Origin of the sequence: Roseburia sp. AF12-17LB, from assembly GCF_003479605.1 — a bacterium.
Lineage (GTDB): Bacteria > Bacillota > Clostridia > Lachnospirales > Lachnospiraceae > Roseburia_C > Roseburia_C amylophila.
Genome location: NZ_QUHR01000003.1, coordinates 102,324 through 119,033 on the forward strand (window position 1 = coordinate 102,324; position 16,710 = coordinate 119,033).

At 41.6% G+C, this 16,710-nt stretch carries 11 protein-coding genes and 5 tRNA genes; 1 reads left to right on the forward strand and 15 read right to left on the reverse strand.

What is annotated here, in order from left to right; all coding sequences use genetic code 11:
• Nucleotides 1–10: 10 nt before the first annotated feature.
• The 9 genes from DWV68_RS05025 to malQ form a co-directional block, all read right to left on the reverse strand.
• Entirely contained in the window at nucleotides 11–1,243 is a 1,233-nt protein-coding gene (locus DWV68_RS05025) for a DUF4317 domain-containing protein (RefSeq protein ID WP_022242942.1), read from the reverse strand.
• 228 nt (nucleotides 1,244–1,471) lie between these two features.
• Nucleotides 1,472–1,544, reverse strand: a tRNA-Gly gene (locus tag DWV68_RS05030).
• A gap of 21 nt (nucleotides 1,545–1,565) precedes the next feature.
• Nucleotides 1,566–1,636 (reverse strand) — tRNA-Gly (locus tag DWV68_RS05035).
• 20 nt (nucleotides 1,637–1,656) lie between these two features.
• Nucleotides 1,657–1,729: transfer RNA gene (locus DWV68_RS05040), tRNA-Phe, on the reverse strand.
• Between the two features lie 140 nt (nucleotides 1,730–1,869).
• A complete protein-coding gene (locus DWV68_RS05045; RefSeq protein ID WP_118665152.1) occupies nucleotides 1,870–3,582 on the reverse strand; it encodes an alpha-amylase family glycosyl hydrolase in 1,713 nt (570 codons plus the stop codon).
• A 609-nt stretch (nucleotides 3,583–4,191) separates the two neighbouring features.
• Nucleotides 4,192–5,070, reverse strand: a complete 879-nt coding sequence (locus DWV68_RS05050; protein ID WP_117697699.1) for a sugar ABC transporter permease — start codon at nucleotides 5,068–5,070, stop codon at nucleotides 4,192–4,194.
• On the reverse strand, nucleotides 5,070–6,452 hold the full coding sequence (locus DWV68_RS05055) for a carbohydrate ABC transporter permease (RefSeq protein WP_118665154.1): 1,383 nt from the start codon (nucleotides 6,450–6,452) through the stop codon (nucleotides 5,070–5,072). Before DWV68_RS05055 ends, DWV68_RS05050 begins: the two co-directional genes overlap by 1 nt.
• Nucleotides 6,453–6,582: 130 nt before the next feature.
• The gene (locus DWV68_RS05060; RefSeq protein ID WP_117697701.1) at nucleotides 6,583–7,866 is read right to left on the reverse strand and encodes an extracellular solute-binding protein; all 1,284 of its coding nucleotides are present in this window, start codon (nucleotides 7,864–7,866) and stop codon (nucleotides 6,583–6,585) included.
• A gap of 75 nt (nucleotides 7,867–7,941) precedes the next feature.
• Nucleotides 7,942–9,393, reverse strand: a complete 1,452-nt coding sequence (gene malQ / locus DWV68_RS05065) for a 4-alpha-glucanotransferase (RefSeq protein ID WP_197420814.1) — start codon at nucleotides 9,391–9,393, stop codon at nucleotides 7,942–7,944.
• Nucleotides 9,394–9,729: 336 nt separating this feature from the next.
• Here malQ and DWV68_RS05070 point away from each other — a divergent pair, with 336 nt between their 5' ends.
• Complete coding sequence (locus DWV68_RS05070) at nucleotides 9,730–10,749, forward strand: LacI family DNA-binding transcriptional regulator (RefSeq protein ID WP_117841617.1); 1,020 nt, start codon at nucleotides 9,730–9,732, stop codon at nucleotides 10,747–10,749.
• Between the two features lie 89 nt (nucleotides 10,750–10,838).
• On the opposite strand, the gene DWV68_RS05075 is transcribed toward DWV68_RS05070, so the two are convergent.
• The 6 genes from DWV68_RS05075 to DWV68_RS05100 form a co-directional block, all read right to left on the reverse strand.
• Nucleotides 10,839–10,922: transfer RNA gene (locus tag DWV68_RS05075), tRNA-Leu, on the reverse strand.
• A gap of 55 nt (nucleotides 10,923–10,977) precedes the next feature.
• Nucleotides 10,978–11,059: transfer RNA gene (locus tag DWV68_RS05080), tRNA-Tyr, on the reverse strand.
• 106 nt (nucleotides 11,060–11,165) lie between these two features.
• The gene (locus DWV68_RS05085; RefSeq protein ID WP_117947238.1) at nucleotides 11,166–13,277 is read right to left on the reverse strand and encodes an alpha-glycosidase; all 2,112 of its coding nucleotides are present in this window, start codon (nucleotides 13,275–13,277) and stop codon (nucleotides 11,166–11,168) included.
• 141 nt (nucleotides 13,278–13,418) lie between these two features.
• Nucleotides 13,419–13,748, reverse strand: a complete 330-nt coding sequence (locus tag DWV68_RS05090; RefSeq protein ID WP_117697705.1) for an LptM family lipoprotein — start codon at nucleotides 13,746–13,748, stop codon at nucleotides 13,419–13,421.
• An 85-nt stretch (nucleotides 13,749–13,833) separates the two neighbouring features.
• Entirely contained in the window at nucleotides 13,834–15,144 is a 1,311-nt protein-coding gene (locus tag DWV68_RS05095) for a sensor histidine kinase (protein ID WP_243089451.1), read from the reverse strand.
• Nucleotides 15,141–15,875: a LytR/AlgR family response regulator transcription factor gene (locus DWV68_RS05100; protein WP_118665156.1), complete on the reverse strand. Its 735-nt coding sequence runs from the start codon at nucleotides 15,873–15,875 to the stop codon at nucleotides 15,141–15,143. The genes DWV68_RS05095 and DWV68_RS05100 overlap by 4 nt, the downstream gene beginning before the upstream one ends.
• Nucleotides 15,876–16,710 lie beyond the last annotated feature (835 nt).

The following is a 16,710-nucleotide window of genomic DNA, read 5'->3' on the forward strand; positions in this document are numbered from 1 at the left end:
TTCTTATTTATTATACAGTTGTATTTACTCCGTTTACATTGGCATGTTCGTCTTCTGCCATTGGAATTACCAGACATTTTTGTCCGTTGATAACCTCGGACTTAATCTGTGAAACTTTTTCCGGTTTTACACGAAGCACAACATCATAGGTCTTAACTACTTCGTCTGCTTCTTCCTCTATCTGTTTCTCTTTTAACTGCTGCTGCAGCACTTCAACCTGGGCTACCAGCTCCTTTTCCTTCTGAATCTGCTCATTGGCAGCCAGTGCTTTGCTGTCTACTACATTTTCTGCCAGCGGTGCTTCTTCTGCAAATTCCTCTGCGCAGGTCTTTCCAATCTTTTCTGCCTTTTCCGGTGCAACGCCGCTTTCTTCCATAACATTGGTCAAAAGCTCCGGTGTCAGAATTACCGGGTCTTCTTCCAGTTCTGCTTTCTCTTCTACCAGATCATTTAAGTTCTGCTGAATCTCCATCAGCACTTCACCGCTCTTTTCCACATCATCGCCATATGCCTGTTTGACGATAGAATGGAAGGTCATCTTCTGCTCCGTTGCAGTGCGTCTTGCGCCACAGCCTAATCCCAACTCCATAAATTCCGCATGCGGTGCCTTGGTATCCTTAGTATAGAACATCAGGGAATGAATATCTGTACTGCGGTCGGTAAATGCCGGGAATAAGAAACCGCTGTCCGGTACGCTTACCACCCAGTCACGGATTCTTGGTCCGATACGGTTTTCATCTTCTCTGTAACCCAGTCCCGGTTTGGATAACTGTACCGGACAGATTGCACATAGAAGGTATTCAAACACTTCTTCTGATTCATCCAGCGCATTATTATCCGTGGTCTTGGTCATGACATCATAAGCATCATGGAACAGCAAAATCAGATAGTTGCCTGCATAGTCATAGCTTTCAATGACCATATCATAAAAACGTTCCAGTAACTCAGGATTTTTTAATTTACTTTCCCTTAAACCTAAAAGAAACTGTTGTCTTCCTCCTGCTGCTTCTTCATCCAGTGGAAAATTCAATTCCAAAAGATTATTTCCAATAGTTCCTGATAAGGTTTTCTTGGCAATCTCTAAATATTTATAAAATTCTTCATCTTCCAGATTTAAAAATGTCTCACTTAAATCAACGACCTTATTCTTACCGGCATCTACATAACAGCCACACAATCTGGTAAAGGTACAATTTTCTTTTGTAAAACGTCTCTTTAACTCTGCCACACCTTTTTTATCCATACTATGAATCTACTCCTTTACTACCTTTCTTTTATTTCTTATGTTCCCAAATCAGACTTTTATAGAACATCGAATGTGCCTTGGCACATTCCCGCGCCTGCGGCGGTCGCTTGCGACATCTACCTTATACGCCGCAGTGCGCATCCTCGCGGAGCGTTTTTGACTTTACAGGAAAGCAATTTCCTGTAAAGTCAAAAAAAGCAAGATAAATTTCTTGCTTTTTAAAAGAGCGATAGACGGGGCTCGAACCCGCGGTCTCGACCTTGGCAAGGTCGCGCGTTACCAACTACGCCACTATCGCATATGCAATTGTATTCTGCAAAGCGGGTGATGGGAATCGAACCCACGTATCCAGCTTGGAAGGCTGGTGTTCTACCATTGAACTACACCCGCAGTTCATTGCCTTTCGGCAATGCCCAGTTCCGGAATCGAACCAGAGACACGAGGATTTTCAGTCCTCTGCTCTACCAACTGAGCTAACTGGGCTTGTGCTGTAAAGCACTCACAGCACTGATTATTTTATCGGAAAAAGCAGGGGTTGTCAAGACAATTTTCCTGCTTTTTTCATTTTTTCATTTTTATTCCGGTGGCACGATAACTCTGTTCCGTTTTTATGCATTTCGGCTTTATTCTACGGTAATAAGTGCCATGGAATAAGATGGCAGTGTCAGTTCATTATTATCCAGCGTAATTGTATCTTCTCCGGTAAGAAGCATTCCACCGATAGTACCTTCTCCGCCTAAATCTACACCTGAAATGTCAACCTTCTGAGTTTCCTGGGAAAGGTTAAATACCAGTAATGTGGTTTTACCATCATATGTCTTGGTAATTGCTGCTATATTCTTATCAGAAAGAGTCTCTACATTTGCAGCGATACCACGGGCGATTTCCGGATAACGGTTTCTCAGGCGGATTGCCTGTTTGAAATAATTATAAATGGAATCCGGGTCATCCTGCTGGTCTTCCAAGCTTCCATTTGTCATCTTAATGCTTTCCATTCCATCCGGCCCTTTACACATACCCTCTGCAGATGTATCTGAGGACCACTGCATTGGTGCACGCTTGTTTTCATCTTTTCCAGAGCCTTTCATACCAATTTCTTCCCCATAATAAAGAAATACATTGCCGCTCATCATAAGATTCATGGCTCCGGCAGTCTTAATCTGTGCAGCCTTATACTCGCCGCTATAGTATCCGGCACCTCTTGCCATATCATGATTTGTATAAAACGGTGCATCAATATAATTTTCATTATACTGGCTTAAAAGCTCATCCATTTTGCCGCAGACATTGGCATATCCTTTTGCTCCGGACTCTGAGCTTCCTTTTACTGCATTGGCAATAATCCCATCGCCATCTCCAAAATCAAAATTGAATACACTATCAATTCCACTTTCCAGATATTTTGCATATGTCTCACGATCCGTCCAGACCTCTGCCACGATATAGGAATTCTCATCTTTTGCCTTTACCATATCATTAAACCATTTTAAGACTTCCACATTTTCTGTGGTATTATCTGAAAAATATTCTTTGGCACCATCCATACGGAAACCATCTATCCCAAGATCCATCCAGAAGGATGTAATCTCATCAAATTCAGCTCTCACCGCTTCACAGTCAAGGTTCAAATCCGGCATTTCACTCCAGAATTTTCCTTCATAATACCAATTGCTGCTGCCAGCTTTATAATACACACTGCTTAACTGATCTGTTGTAAAGTTATAATAATCTACATACGGACAAACGCTGCTATCCGGCTGCTGTCCGTCACTTAATCCCTCCAGATATTCCACCGCCTGTGTAAACCATGGGTGCTTGGACGATGTATGGTTAATCGGGAAATCAATAATCACACGGATTCCGCGCTTGTGGCATGCTTCGATTAACTGTTTGAAATCATCTATAGTTCCATACTGCTCATCAATATTTTCATAATCAGAAATGTCATATTTATGATAGGTCGGTGATGGCATGATCGGCATCAGCCAGATTCCATTACAGCCAAGGTCTGTATCTGTACTGTCATCTCCATCATTGATATAATCCAGTTTATCAATTAATCCCTGGATATCTCCGATTCCATCTCCATCACTGTCATAAAAGCTATATAAAAACACTTCATAATAGGTGCGGTATTTATCATCAATGATATTCAGTTCTCCTGCATTTGCCTTTGCCATAGCAGAGTCTTCCACACTTGCGGTCTTTTCAGTTTCTGTCGCCGTAGCAGTCTCTGTTCCCGCAGCATTGTTATCCTGTCTGCCGCCACAGCCGGCACCTATAGTTCCAAGGGTAAGGCACAGTGCAAGAAGTAACACCTGTAGTCTTTTTTTCATATGATTCTCCTTTTCTTCTCTTTCTTATTTCGTTGAAATGAAGGGGGGATGTAATAAATGCGATGCTTTTGTTCTGCATTTGAAATAACGTTATTTTCCAGACAGAATGCTCCAATTCTAACCAGCACATTTTTCTTTTCTTATTATCATCTGTCTTTCCAATGTTTGACAGAATGCAAGTGGGTGTCCGGCTGAATGCGGATACCATTTTGTGACTGGTTAGGGGCGCTTGGAATTTCATCTGGCAACCGGCAACGTTGGCACAGGACGTGCCAACGAGGCGCAACTGGAACACGGATGTGACTTTGCGCCGGTTGCCGGAATAGATGTAATGTAGATTGAAATTCTTAGCGCCCCTTACCGGTTGCATGAGGTATCCGTATCAGCCGGACACCCACTGCATCCAGTCAAAGCAGTGGCAAGACATCTGAAAATCAGAAAAATGTACTGCCAAGAATTGAGACGCATTCTGTCTGAATGAAAACACCTGTTATTTCAAACACAGAACAAATATCCTTCGCAATCTTCCACACCCTTCATTATCAACTGATATAACAAAGAGAGGCAAAAAACTGCCTCTCTTTTAAACATTTTAAACGGCTGTGAAATTTAGCCTTTTACTGCTCCACTCATTCCTTCTACATAGAATTTCTGTGTAAACATAAAGAGGATAGCAATCGGAATTGATACTACTACAGCACCTGCTGCAAAACATGTATACCAGCTGTTGATATACTCTTTCTCTAACATCTTCCATAAACCGATAGATACGGTAAACTGGTCTGCATTTGCACCACAGATAACCTTTGCAAATACGAAGTCAATCCATGGTCCCATGAAGGAAGTCAGGATGGTGTATACAATAATTGGTTTACTAAGTGGAATGGTAATCTTAGTGAATACCTGCCATCTGCTCGCTCCATCAATGATTGCTGCCTCGTCCAAGGACTTTGGAATGGTATCAAAGAATCCCTTCGCCACATAGAATCCAACACCACTACCTGCGGAGAATACAATAATCAACGCAATACGGATCATGGATCCTTCAGATAATCCCAGTGCCTTTAAGATAAAGTATACCGCAATCATGGACATGAAGGATGGGAACAGACCTAAAATCATTGCAATATTCATAAACGGTTTTCTCATTTTAAAACGCATTCTTGACATACAGTATGAAACTGAAAGTACAAAGATGGTTGAAATGATACAGGTGAAGATTGCAATAATCAATGTATTCATGAACATCTTAGGGAAGTTCAGGATACTTGTATCTGTAAATATTTTAATATAATTGTCAAAAGTATAACTCTTCGGGAAGAAGGTCTCAACATAAGAACCTTTCTCCGCACGAAAGCTTGTAAGTACTACCCAGAATACCGGAAGTACCCAGATAAATGCTAATACTGCAAGAAATATATGAATTAAAACATTTACAAATGTTTTACGTACTTTTGCGCCAGATGTGGCTGTTTTCTGCTTACTCATTACATGAATCCCTCCTCATCTTTGTAGGATGTGGTATTTCGATAAGTAACCAGGGCAACAATAGCCAATACCACGAATGTCATAATACCAATAACGGCACCCAGGTTATAATATTTCTTATCAACAGTCAACTTATACAACCAGGTAACCAGAAGGTCTGTCTTTCCTGCGGTTGCATCCACCGGCGTAGGATTTCCTCCGGACAGAAGGTAAATAACATTGAAGTTGTTGATGTTTCCTGTAAACTGCGTAATTAAGTACGGTGTCATTACGAATAACATATATGGCAGAGTAATTTTGAAGAAAGTCTGGACAGCGTTAGCACCGTCAATCTTTGCTGCTTCGTATAACTCAGCCGGAATGTTCTGTAAAATACCGGTTACCTGAAGAATCGTATATGGAATACCTACCCACAGGTTGATTACAATAACGGTAACTCTCGCCCAGATTGCCTTGGTAAAGAATGGCAATGCAGTGTCGATAATACCATATTTCATAAGCAATGTGTTAACAATACCGGTTGGCTGTAACATACTTCTCATAATCAGAAGGGATACAAACTGTGGTACTGCAATGGATAATACAAAGCAGAATCTCCAGAATCCCTTTGCTCTTGTTTCTTTCCGGTTGATAATGATTGCAAGAATCATACCAGAAATATAGTTTAATACTGTTGCAAACACAGCCCAGATCAGGGTCCATCCTAATACGGAATAGAACTGTTTTCCAATACTGTCTCCAATATTCAATATTTTCTTAAAGGTAGCAAATCCAACCCAGTCGAATAACACTAAGTGTTCTCCGGACGTACTGTAATTGGTAAATGCCATTGTAATATTGTAAATCAATGGAAGAACAGTAAAGAGCAAAATTCCCATCAGTGGGAGTGCTAACAGCAATTTATGTAAATTTTGATCAAACAAACTCTTGAAGTCTTCTTTAAATGTGTTTAAATGCTTACCTGCTTTTGCCAGCAGTTCTGATTTATATGAACTTTTTACTGCTTCCCTCCATACAATGATAAACATGAAGGTAAGATATAATGTTGCAACTCCATAAAGTAAGATAAGCTGTGAATTATCACCAGCCTGATATTCATAAATACTCTTTGCATCATTCCATACCTTTTCCTGCTCTCTCCATCCAAGTGATGGCAGCATGGAAACTGCATAGAATCCATAAGAAATCATGTAATAAAGATACGCAACCTCGATTGCCAAAAACATAAGACCTTTTACAATCTGTTTATGCGCAATATTGCCCAAGCCCATGATCAACATGGAGAGCTTAGTAATTGCATTTCCCTTAACTAACGCACCGGTAACAGTATATGGTGTCTGGAACTCTTTTGCTTTTTTCTTTTTTGTAGCAGCCTTCTTCACGCTATGGGCCTCCTATACTCTCTATAGTAAGACATCCAGGGTACCGTTTCCGGTATCCTGGAGTCCCCGGTTCTTTTCCAAACCGCTTTTTTAGGAATTCTTATAATGAACTTCCAATTACATCTTCTGCTTATTCAGCAACGTCTGTATTCATAGTTGTGTTCATTTCTTCTGTCTTCTCAGCAGCGTTGTCTTTTGTTACTTCGCCAGACTGGATATTTTTACCCATATTCTCTGCTGGTGACCAGTAGTTACCCATTTCTTTACATAATGGCTGCATGATAGATGTATCTGTCATAACATTTGTAACTGCTGTTGCGATTGGATCGTCTGCTAAAGAGATGTTGATGTTTGAAGGAAGGATGTTTCTCATTTCATAATGAGCTGTCTGAGCCTTCTCACCTGCTAAGTAAGCTGCAAGAGACATAGCTACCTGCTGGTTCTCAGCATTAGGGTTAACACCGATTGCTTTAGATCCGATGAAGGATTTCATCTGGCCTTCTTTTCCGTCGATTGTAACGGTAGGAAGAGCTGCAACACCCATGTTGTCACCAAGTTTTTCTTTAACTGCATCAGCATCCCATGTTCCGGAGAATACTGCTGCTACACTGTCGCCTAATCCAGCAAGACCAGATCCGTCAGCATCTACTAAGAAGTTAGGGTTAGCTGCTAAGTCTACTAAGTACTCTGTAACTGCTGCTGCTTTGTCTCCACCGAAGTCGATACCAGCATCTGTATCAGTTCCATCACCGAATAATGTACATCCGTTAGCTACATAGAATGCCTGAATATACCAGGAATCAGTTAATTTGAAAGAAACTTTCTTTCCAGCTTCTCCAGCTTTCTCTAACATTGTATCAAAGTTCTTTACGTCATCCTCTGAGAATACGCTCTTATCATAGTACATGAACCATGTATTAGAGGTAAATGGGAATGCTACTACTGAATCGTTGTATGTAACAGATGCAAGAATAGAATCAGAGTTTGTAGATGTTACATATCCAAGATAATCTCCACCAAGCTCTGATAATGCGCCTGCAGATACCAGATCCGGGATGTTATCGTTAGCAAGCATGTAAACGTCTGCTGCTGCTTCAACGTCTTTTGTTACGTTGTCTTTTGCTTCACCCTCTGCACATACACCATAATTGAAGTTGATTTTCCAGTTTGGATGCTCAGCTGCGAATGCTTCACACTGATCCTGAAGCCAGTTTGTATCCTGATCTTCCTGTGGGCTCCATACTGTTAAGTCACCCTCCCAAGCTTCATCTTCTGCTGCAGCTGGTTTTTCTGTTTCTACTGCTGCTTCAGTACTTTTCTTTTCTGTGTTCTTGTCTGCGTCTTTGCTACCGCATCCTACCATGGATACTGCCATAGCTGTTACAAGAAATAATGATAATGCTTTCTTTTTCATTTTCTTCCTCCTTAAAAATGTGATTTCGATTAAGCATTTATATAAAACGGTAATCCGTTCTATATCATATAGAAATTATCTGCGGTATACTGCCGCAATGGTGCGGATCCACGCTCTTCGTTCTTCACTCAGAGTATCTTTTCCCACCCGCCATTTCCAGTTCTGTCCGACTGTGGATGGCTGATTCATTCTGGCCTCATTGCCAAGCTGTAAAATATCCTGCATTGGAATAATTACCACATCCGCTATGCTTGAATAAGCTAGACGGATTAAGGCGTCCGGAATTTCTTCCTTCGAGCCGATATTCAAATATTCATAGAGGTAAGCCAGTTCATATTCTGTCTTATCCCGGAAATAACCAACAACAGTATCATTATCATGTGTTCCGGTATATACCACTATGTTATTTTCTTCAAAGTTATGTGGAAGATTTTCATTTCCTGTATTTCCATCAAATGCAAACATCAGGATTTTACTTCCAGGCCATCCAATTCTTGCAAGAAGCTTTCTGCTCCCGGCGATGGCACTTCCGGCATTGTCTGCTATGATTCTGCAGTCACCGGCACTTTCTTCCATCACATCTGTCAATTTCTTTCCAGGACCCTTGTTCCATTTCCCATTGCAGCAATCCTTTTCCCGAAACGGAATCGTATAGTACCTTACAACTCCAAGGAAGTGGTCAATCCGGATTACATCATATAATGCTGCGTTTTTCTCAATCCGGTGTCTCCACCAGTCAAACCGGTACTCTTCCATATAAGAGTAATCATATACGGGATTGCCCCATTTCTGACCTTCTTCTGAAAAATTATCCGGCGGGCTGCCTGCTACATACTGCTGGCTTCCGTCTTCTTCTAATAAGAAGAGTTTCCGGTCTGCCCACACATCAGCACTGTCCATTGCCATATACAGCGGTATGTCCCCAATAATCTGTATTCCTCTTGTATTTGCGTACTGTTTTAAGAATTTCCACTGTTCATAAAATTTATACTGGCAGAATTTCCAAAACAGGATCTCTTCTTTTAATAATTCTGTGTATTCCTGTAATGCCTCCGGTGTACGATTTCTGATTCCCGGTTCCCATGCCATCCATTCCCGGTTATTTTCTTTTCCTTTGACTGCCATGAACAATGCATAATCAGCCAGCCAGCAATCATTGTCTTCTTCAAACTTCCGGAAAGAAGGCTTTGCGGTATCAAACCGTTCAAATGCTTTCTTTAATATCTGAAAACGGTTTTCAAAAAGATTGGCATAATCAACATCTTTCTCATCTGCACCCCAGTTATAGCTTCGAATCTCGCTTTCCATAAGCAGACCGTCGCGAACCAGGTCATCTAAATCTATCAAATACGGATTTCCTGCAAATGCTGATATTGACTGATACGGGCTGTCTCCAAAACTGGTTGGTCCAATCGGAAGTATCTGCCAGTATCTTTGTTTCAGGTCTACAAGTAAGTCTACGAAATTGAAAGCTGCATCACCCAGAGTTCCGATTCCATAATCAGATGGAAGACTTGTTATTGCCATCAGGATTCCTGCTCCTCTGGTTAGTCTCTTTGCCTCCAATGTTTTTCCCCCACATCGGTTTTTGTTTTTTGCTTTTCGTTAATTTTCGTATCTGAGGTTATTTTACGTCTTTTTAACAACTTTGTCAAACAAAACAGTCCTTTTAGCATCATTTTTGCCGTTTTTAACGGAATTCGCATTGTTTTTTTGGTTATATTGCTATTTAAAACCCTGTTTTTTTCGAAAAATAATATTTTGCAGTACTTGCACCTGTCATGCAAATTCTATATAATACAGAATATAAGAGGTTTTTGATATGATTTTACTTAAAATATACCAGATTTATGGAGGCTTGTTATGGTCACAATTAAAGATATTGCCAACCGGCTCGGTATTTCCGTCAGCACTGTTTCCAAAGGATTAAACGGTGCCAGTGATATCAGTGAAGATTTACGGCAGATGGTTCTTGATACCGCTGTAGAAATGGGATATCAGTCCAAGAAGATGAAAAAGGACGAAAACAAGAAGCTTTGCCTTTTTATAGAAAATATGGACTATGAAACAGCCAACCAGTTCGGATACGAAATCATCCTGGGTTTCCGTCAGGCTGCTTTCCGGGATGGCTGGTCCGTCAGTGTAATTCCGGTTACTCCGGCTTTCCAGATGACTGAAAAATATGATACCTATATGTTAAAGAACGGTTATTCCGGCGGGTTCCTGGTAGGCTTTGCTCTCCATGATGACTGGATGCGGCAGCTTGCCTTCACTTCCATTCCAACCGTTCTTTTCGATAATTATATTAAGAAGAATCCACATGTGTGCTATGTGGGAACAGATAACTCTGAAGGAATTGAATCTGCAGTCGACCATCTCTATCAACTTGGTCACAAAAAGATTGCTTTTCTCAACGGTTCTCTCTATTCCATGGTCAGTGAGAAACGCTATCAGGCATATTTAGATGCCATGAAATCCCACAATCTTCCAGTAGAAGAAGATATGGTTGCACATGGCTACTATGTTGCAGACAGTGCAAAATATCATGTACCGAATTTTCTTGCTGCCGGAGCAACAGCAATTCTCTGTGGTAATGACCTGATTGCTTCCGGAGTCATTACAGAATGCCGGCTTCGAGGTTTTTCTGTTCCGGATGATATCAGTGTGGTTGGTTTTGACGACCTGCCGATTTCTTCTTTCTTAGAGCCGCCACTGACTACAGTCCGTCAGGAAAGAACCGAGCTCGGCAAATGTGGATATGCTGCTCTGAGTAACCTTATTAATCATGTCTCCGTCAGCATGACTTTACTGCGTCCGCAGCTTATTACAAGAGCTTCTACTGCTCCATGTGCAGAGAGAGAAGAAGAGGCAGAAGAAGAATAGGGCTATTCACAAAGGGAACATCACAACAACGGAAATGTGCTTTGCGGATTTCCGGCATAAAAAAAGGAAACGACCGTTTCCTTTTTTAATGCCCGCGACCGGAATCGAACCGGTACTGTGTCACCACAACAGGATTTTAAGTCCTGCGCGTCTGCCAGTTCCGCCACGCGGGCAAGTATCTTTTTATAGTTACATAAAAAAATTCTCATTGCATAACCACAACGAGAATGGGCAGAGGTGGATTCGAACCACCGAAGCAATTTGCAGCAGATTTACAGTCTGTCCCCTTTGGCCACTCGGGAATCTGCCCATTTATCAGTCCTTAATTGTCCTGACGAATATAGATTATAGCATAACGCCCTGCTGTGTGCAAGGCGTTTTTATGCATTTTTTGCATTTTTTATTTTGCCATTTTTTTATTCTTCCGGATTCTTTCCTTTCAGAATGACAGCTGCATGCTTTGGCAATGTAATATCCAGTCTTCCATTGACGATGTCATAGCTGACAGAAGAAATGGAGTATCCATTTTCACTGGTAAAAAGTATCTGTTCTAAAGTTCCATACTTCGGAAGCCCCACTGCCCATACAGACAAATCAATGTGCCGGATATTTTCATCATTATTTACAATAATGACAAACTGCTGTTCCCGGTTAAATCTTCCATAGCAGAGAAGATTATCCTCACCATTTAAAAATTTCACACTTCCGGTACGAAGTGCCGGGTTTTCTTTATGAATTCTGATGATATCACGATGGAAACGAATCAGTTCTTTATCTTCCCGGCCCCACGGATAAGTTCTGCGGTTATCCGGATCTGTAAATCCACATAGTCCGGCTTCATCACCGTAATAAACGGTAGGTGCTCCCGGCCAGGTCATCTGAATAACAACCGCCTCCCGTAGAACCGCTGTATTTACGCCCTCTTCTGCCGCTTTTGTTCCAAGGTGTTCCGCTCTACCTACTTTATGATTGGTTCTGGTTAAAAATCTGGAATGGTCATGGTTGGAAAGTTCATTCATGGAGCACTGCAGCGATGGTGTCAAAAAGCTTGCCATATAATGCTTCATAGCGCCTTTAAAGTTCTCAAACTTTCCTATATTTTCCGGTTTAAAATCATCACTGTGTTTCTCCATTCCGGTAAGAAACCATGTCACCGGTTCCATAAAGGCATCATAGTTCATAACCGTATCCCACTGGTCTCCACCCAGCCAGTCTCTCGGATCGCCGTAATGTTCTGCCAAAATCACCGCCTGCGGGTTGGCTTTCTTTACGGCATCACGGAATTCTCTCCAGAACTGATGGTTATATTCCGGACTGTGTCCCAGATCTGCCGCGACATCCAGTCTCCAGCCATCGGCATTATAAGGTGGAGAAACCCATTTTGCAGCCACATGAAGAATATAATCGTGTAATGTATCTGAATCTTCGTAATTAAGCTTCGGCAATGTATCATGTCCCCACCAGCCATCGTAACTTCCGTTATCCGGCCATGCATTCTGATCATGGAACTGGAAAAAGTCATTGTACGGACTGTCCTTGCTGATATAGGCTCCCGGTTCATAGCCTGCTTCACTACGGTAGATTTTTTCACGATCCAGCCATTTATTAAAGGAACCGCAATGATTAAACACTCCATCCAGGATAACGCGGATGCCCCTCTGGTGCGCTTCCTTTACCAGCGTTGCAAAAAGTTCATTGCTTGCCTCCAAATTCCGTTTATCCGTCACGCGGGTGATATAGCGGCTGGCATGCTGGTTATTGCGGTCACCCGGTTGTAAAAGTTCTCCCTCATCCACCACTATTTTGCCGTAATGCGGGTCAATATAATCGTAATCCTGAATATCATACTTATGATTGGACGGAGAAACGAACAGTGGATTGAAGTATATCACCTCTATTCCAAGTTCTGTGAGATAATCCATTTTCTTTCTCACGCCCTCTAAATCTCCGCCATAAAATTCTGCTACCGAAAAATTCTCCGGGCATTTCTCCCAGTTATCTACCTTCTGACTGGTAGCACGGATATAGAAATATTCATCCGTCAACGGGTCGTTGGAAGTGTCTCCATTGTAAAAACGGTCTGTTAAAATCTGATACATAACCGCCCCTTTTGCCCAGTCCGGCGTGGAAAAACCCGGTACAATTTCAAAATTATACTGCGGTCTTGGTGTCTGATTCACGCCATAGCGGTCAAAGATACAGTGAAGCATTCCCGTCTCAATTTCAAAGTAATAGTAGAAATGCTCCTCTGTCATACGGATTTCTACGGAATAATAATCAAAGAGCCCCTCTGACTCGGTCTTTTCCATAAAATATTTTTTCTGTTCTGTACAAAGCCAGACTGCATCTACATTATCTCTTGCTGTACGAAAACGAATGGTCACCAGCTCTCCGGCTTTGGGTTCTGCCGGACTACGATAATCTTCTGTTCCATCAGAAAAGAGTGCGCGTTTTCTAAGAATCGGGCGCATCTGCATAATATACTGCTGAATTCTGTTCAATTCATAAATCGATTGCTGTTTCTTCATCATCTTACAACAAGCCTCTCGTTTCTAAATAATTATTTTTATTACTATAATATACGAAAGTTCCAAAGATTACAACCAGAAAAGGACGGATACATTTTCCGTATCCGTCCCCTCTTTAAAGAAGTAACTCTATGAAATCTATTATATACCTAACTCCGCCTTTACGTCTGATACCCATTCTTCTACGGTACCATACCATTCAATCATTTCATTTAATTTGTCTTCTTCAATTTCAGTGTCTCCCTCTAACAGCTCTTTGTGCTGCTGTAAGACATCTGCCATTTCAACCATGGTATCAATCACATCCTGGTCGTATGCATCCGGATCCGCATTGATGGCATTCGCTACTTCATTGAATGATGTGCTTGCTTTATTGAATGCATCAATTGCAGCCTGTTTATCCGTTCCCCCGCAGGCAGCCAGTGAAATGCACATAGTCAATACCACTAAACATGAAATTATTTTCTTCATTTTCATCTTCCTCCTGTCTTTTGTTTGTCATCCTTGACTTAGACATATTTTACCATTCTTTCTTATCCAACAGGAGATTCACGTCTCAAACGGCAGTAAAATGTACTGAATCGACATTCTTTTCCGACAGATTCAGGCGGAGTATAAAATACTCTTTTTCCACCGAAAATGTATATACTCCTCCATAGCGTTCCACAATGGCACAGATGCTCCGCGTCCCAATGCCATGTCCTTTTTCCTTTGAAACCGGGACTCCGTTTTCAAAGATTGGTGCTCCGGCACAGGAATTTTTTATCTGTAAAAATACCTGCTGCTGTTTTTCATAAATCTGTACTTCTATTCTGGCTTCTTTTCCCTCTTTTTGTACTTCCCTGCAGGCATGGATGGCATTTTCCAGGGCATTAGACAATAGCACACACAAGTCAGTATCACTTATCACCGTCTTCGCTTTCATGCCGCCTTCCACTTTCATCACAATTCCTTCCGCTTCTGCCCTTCCTGCAAAGGATGACAAAATCAGATTCGCAGCTTCGTTTTCACAATACTGTATCACCTTCTGCTGTTCCAGCTCATTACAGATATCAGATATATAATCCTCTGCCTTCTGTATCTGATGGTTCTCCAAACAGGCATATAGATATTGTAAATGATGACGCAGGTCATGGCGGTAACGGCTGGCCAGATTCTGTGACTCCCGTAACGCCGTTATTTCACGCATGGACTGTGCCACCTGCATATCAAGGCTTTTTTGAATCTCCCTCATCCGGTTTTCTTCCTGTCCTTTTGTAAAGTTATACAACAGAAACACAAGATACGCTCCACAACAGATAAATGGCATAAATTCCACGACAACCGGAGCCCCACTGGACAAAAGATCTGTATACACTCTTGTCAGATAATCAAATACATAATACAGCACCGGTATCACACCAAACTGACACTGCATTTTTCTGGAATAGCAGGAAATATAACGGACTGCCGGCGTCATAAAGTGCAGCAGTCCAAACAGTAGTGGCAGGGTAATCAATAATTCCACCGCATCCAGCATCAATGCTCCTCCGCCCAAAATTTCCACTGTAAGAAGTGCCAGCCAGCGTCGTAACTGGCAGCACAGGTAGGCTGCCATCACAGAGAAAAATGGCCATAGCAATTTACCGGTCAGTCCACATAACAGTAAAATCAGCGGAACATGTACCAGCAGCGGATAAATCTGCCTCAAAAAGCCATCATCCCATACATAGTAAATAATCCCCTGTGCAATTGGAATCAGTGCGATGCATATCCAGAATATGATCCGGTTTTTCCGCCGGTCCAGTGCATCACAGAAGGACGCCGCCAGCACACTTCCAAAAACACTGACTGCCACATTGTTAAGAAGGGACATCCAAAGGCTCATAACGTCACCTGCCCATCTTCAAATGCATTTTTCAGAAATGCACTCTTTATTTCATTGTATTTCCCTCTTGGAACAGGAATTTCCACAAGGCTTGACATCGTAATGGTACGATAAGAAAGATTCTTTATATATTCCAGATTCACAAGATATGAACGATGTGGACGTATAAAAGTTCCATAAGGCATAAGCTGCCTGCACAGTTCATCCAGGCTGCCGCTGCATTCATATACCGTCCCATCGACAAGATGTATCAATAAGGTCCTGTGAATTACTTCACAGTATTCCAGCTGTTTTAACTCAATCCGGGCAATTCCCGTCTTACAGCGCAGTACAATACTACTGCCATGCTCTTTTTCCATCTGTTCTAACATAGAATCCAGCAGATGATAGAAGCTGCCCTTTTCAATCGGCTTCAACTGGTAATAATATGCTTTCACCTCATAAGACTGCACCGCAAACTCCACCGAAGAAGTAAGAAAAATAATCTTTATATTATTATCAAACTTCCGAATCTCGGATGCCGTTTGGATTCCATCTACCCCCGGCATTAAAATATCCAAAAACAAAATGTCAAAGCGGGTTCCTTTTTCCATTTCATTCAGTAAATCCAGCGGACTGTGATAGACTTTTGCATCTATTCTGTAATCACGCTCCCTGCGATACTCCTCCAGTAAGCTCTGCAGTTCTTTTAAAACCGTATCGTCATCATCGCAAAATGCTGCCTTTATCATGTTGTATCTCCCATCTATGTATCAGCTTTATCGAAATATTCTTTTCTTAAGATTCATTATAGGCAGTTTGGGAGCCGATGTCCACTGTTTGAGGGATTGGAGATTTCTATGCGAGATAAGTGAGGGAAAAACTCCCTCACTTCCGCGATAGGCTCGGGAACAAGCTCCCTCACTTCCGCGATAGGCTCGGGAACAAGTTCCCTCGCTATCGCGGTATTCGTCAAAGTTCCAAGCTGTAAAAAAGAAACTCAAGCAAGCTTGGTTTCTTTTCCTCGCCTGTCACTTTTCCTCATTACTCGCGTAAAAAAAAGACGACCTTTCGCACGGTCGTCCTTTTAGGAGAAGGTATTTTTACTATGGGGTGTAGCAAAAATTATATAATGTATTGGGGGGTTTTTACGTTAATTATAGTACCATTTTCCCATTCAAAAGTGTGCACAAACTTCCAAAAAAATTCACATCCCTTTTATTCAATCTGTATAGTTCATAAATTTCATGGCGAAAATACCACTTATTTTTTGCACAAAAGAATGGCTTTTTTAGGCTTCTATTTTGGTCTGACCATTTTGCCCCTGCTTAGTCAGGATAGACGAGAAAAAAAATCTCAAGCAAGCTTGGTTTCTTTTCCTCACCCGGCACTTTTCCTCATTACTCGCGTAAAAAAAAGACAGCCACCGATCGGCTGCCCTTTTAAGGAGAAGGTATTTTTACTATGGGGTGTAGTAAAAACTATATATATAATGTATTGGGGGGTTTTTACGTTAATTATAGTATCACCTCTCCCGTTTAAAGTGTGCACAAACTTCACAAAAGTTGTGCCTACTTTTTGTATACT

Bases quoted from the DNA above. Each gene is read 5' to 3' on its own strand.
- DWV68_RS05025 (WP_022242942.1), bottom strand. From the start codon at position 1,243: ATGGATAAAAAAGGTGTGGCAGAGTTAAAGAGACGTTTTACAAAAGAA.
- DWV68_RS05045 (WP_118665152.1), bottom strand. From the start codon at position 3,582: ATGAAAAAAAGACTACAGGTGTTACTTCTTGCACTGTGCCTTACCCTT.
- DWV68_RS05050 (WP_117697699.1), bottom strand. From the start codon at position 5,070: ATGAGTAAGCAGAAAACAGCCACATCTGGCGCAAAAGTACGTAAAACA.
- DWV68_RS05060 (WP_117697701.1), bottom strand. From the start codon at position 7,866: ATGAAAAAGAAAGCATTATCATTATTTCTTGTAACAGCTATGGCAGTA.
- malQ (WP_197420814.1), bottom strand. From the start codon at position 9,393: ATGGCAATAACAAGTCTTCCATCTGATTATGGAATCGGAACTCTGGGT.
- DWV68_RS05070 (WP_117841617.1), top strand. From the start codon at position 9,730: ATGGTCACAATTAAAGATATTGCCAACCGGCTCGGTATTTCCGTCAGC.
- DWV68_RS05085 (WP_117947238.1), bottom strand. From the start codon at position 13,277: ATGAAGAAACAGCAATCGATTTATGAATTGAACAGAATTCAGCAGTAT.
- DWV68_RS05090 (WP_117697705.1), bottom strand. From the start codon at position 13,748: ATGAAGAAAATAATTTCATGTTTAGTGGTATTGACTATGTGCATTTCA.
- DWV68_RS05095 (WP_243089451.1), bottom strand. From the start codon at position 15,144: ATGAGCCTTTGGATGTCCCTTCTTAACAATGTGGCAGTCAGTGTTTTT.
- DWV68_RS05100 (WP_118665156.1), bottom strand. From the start codon at position 15,875: ATGATAAAGGCAGCATTTTGCGATGATGACGATACGGTTTTAAAAGAA.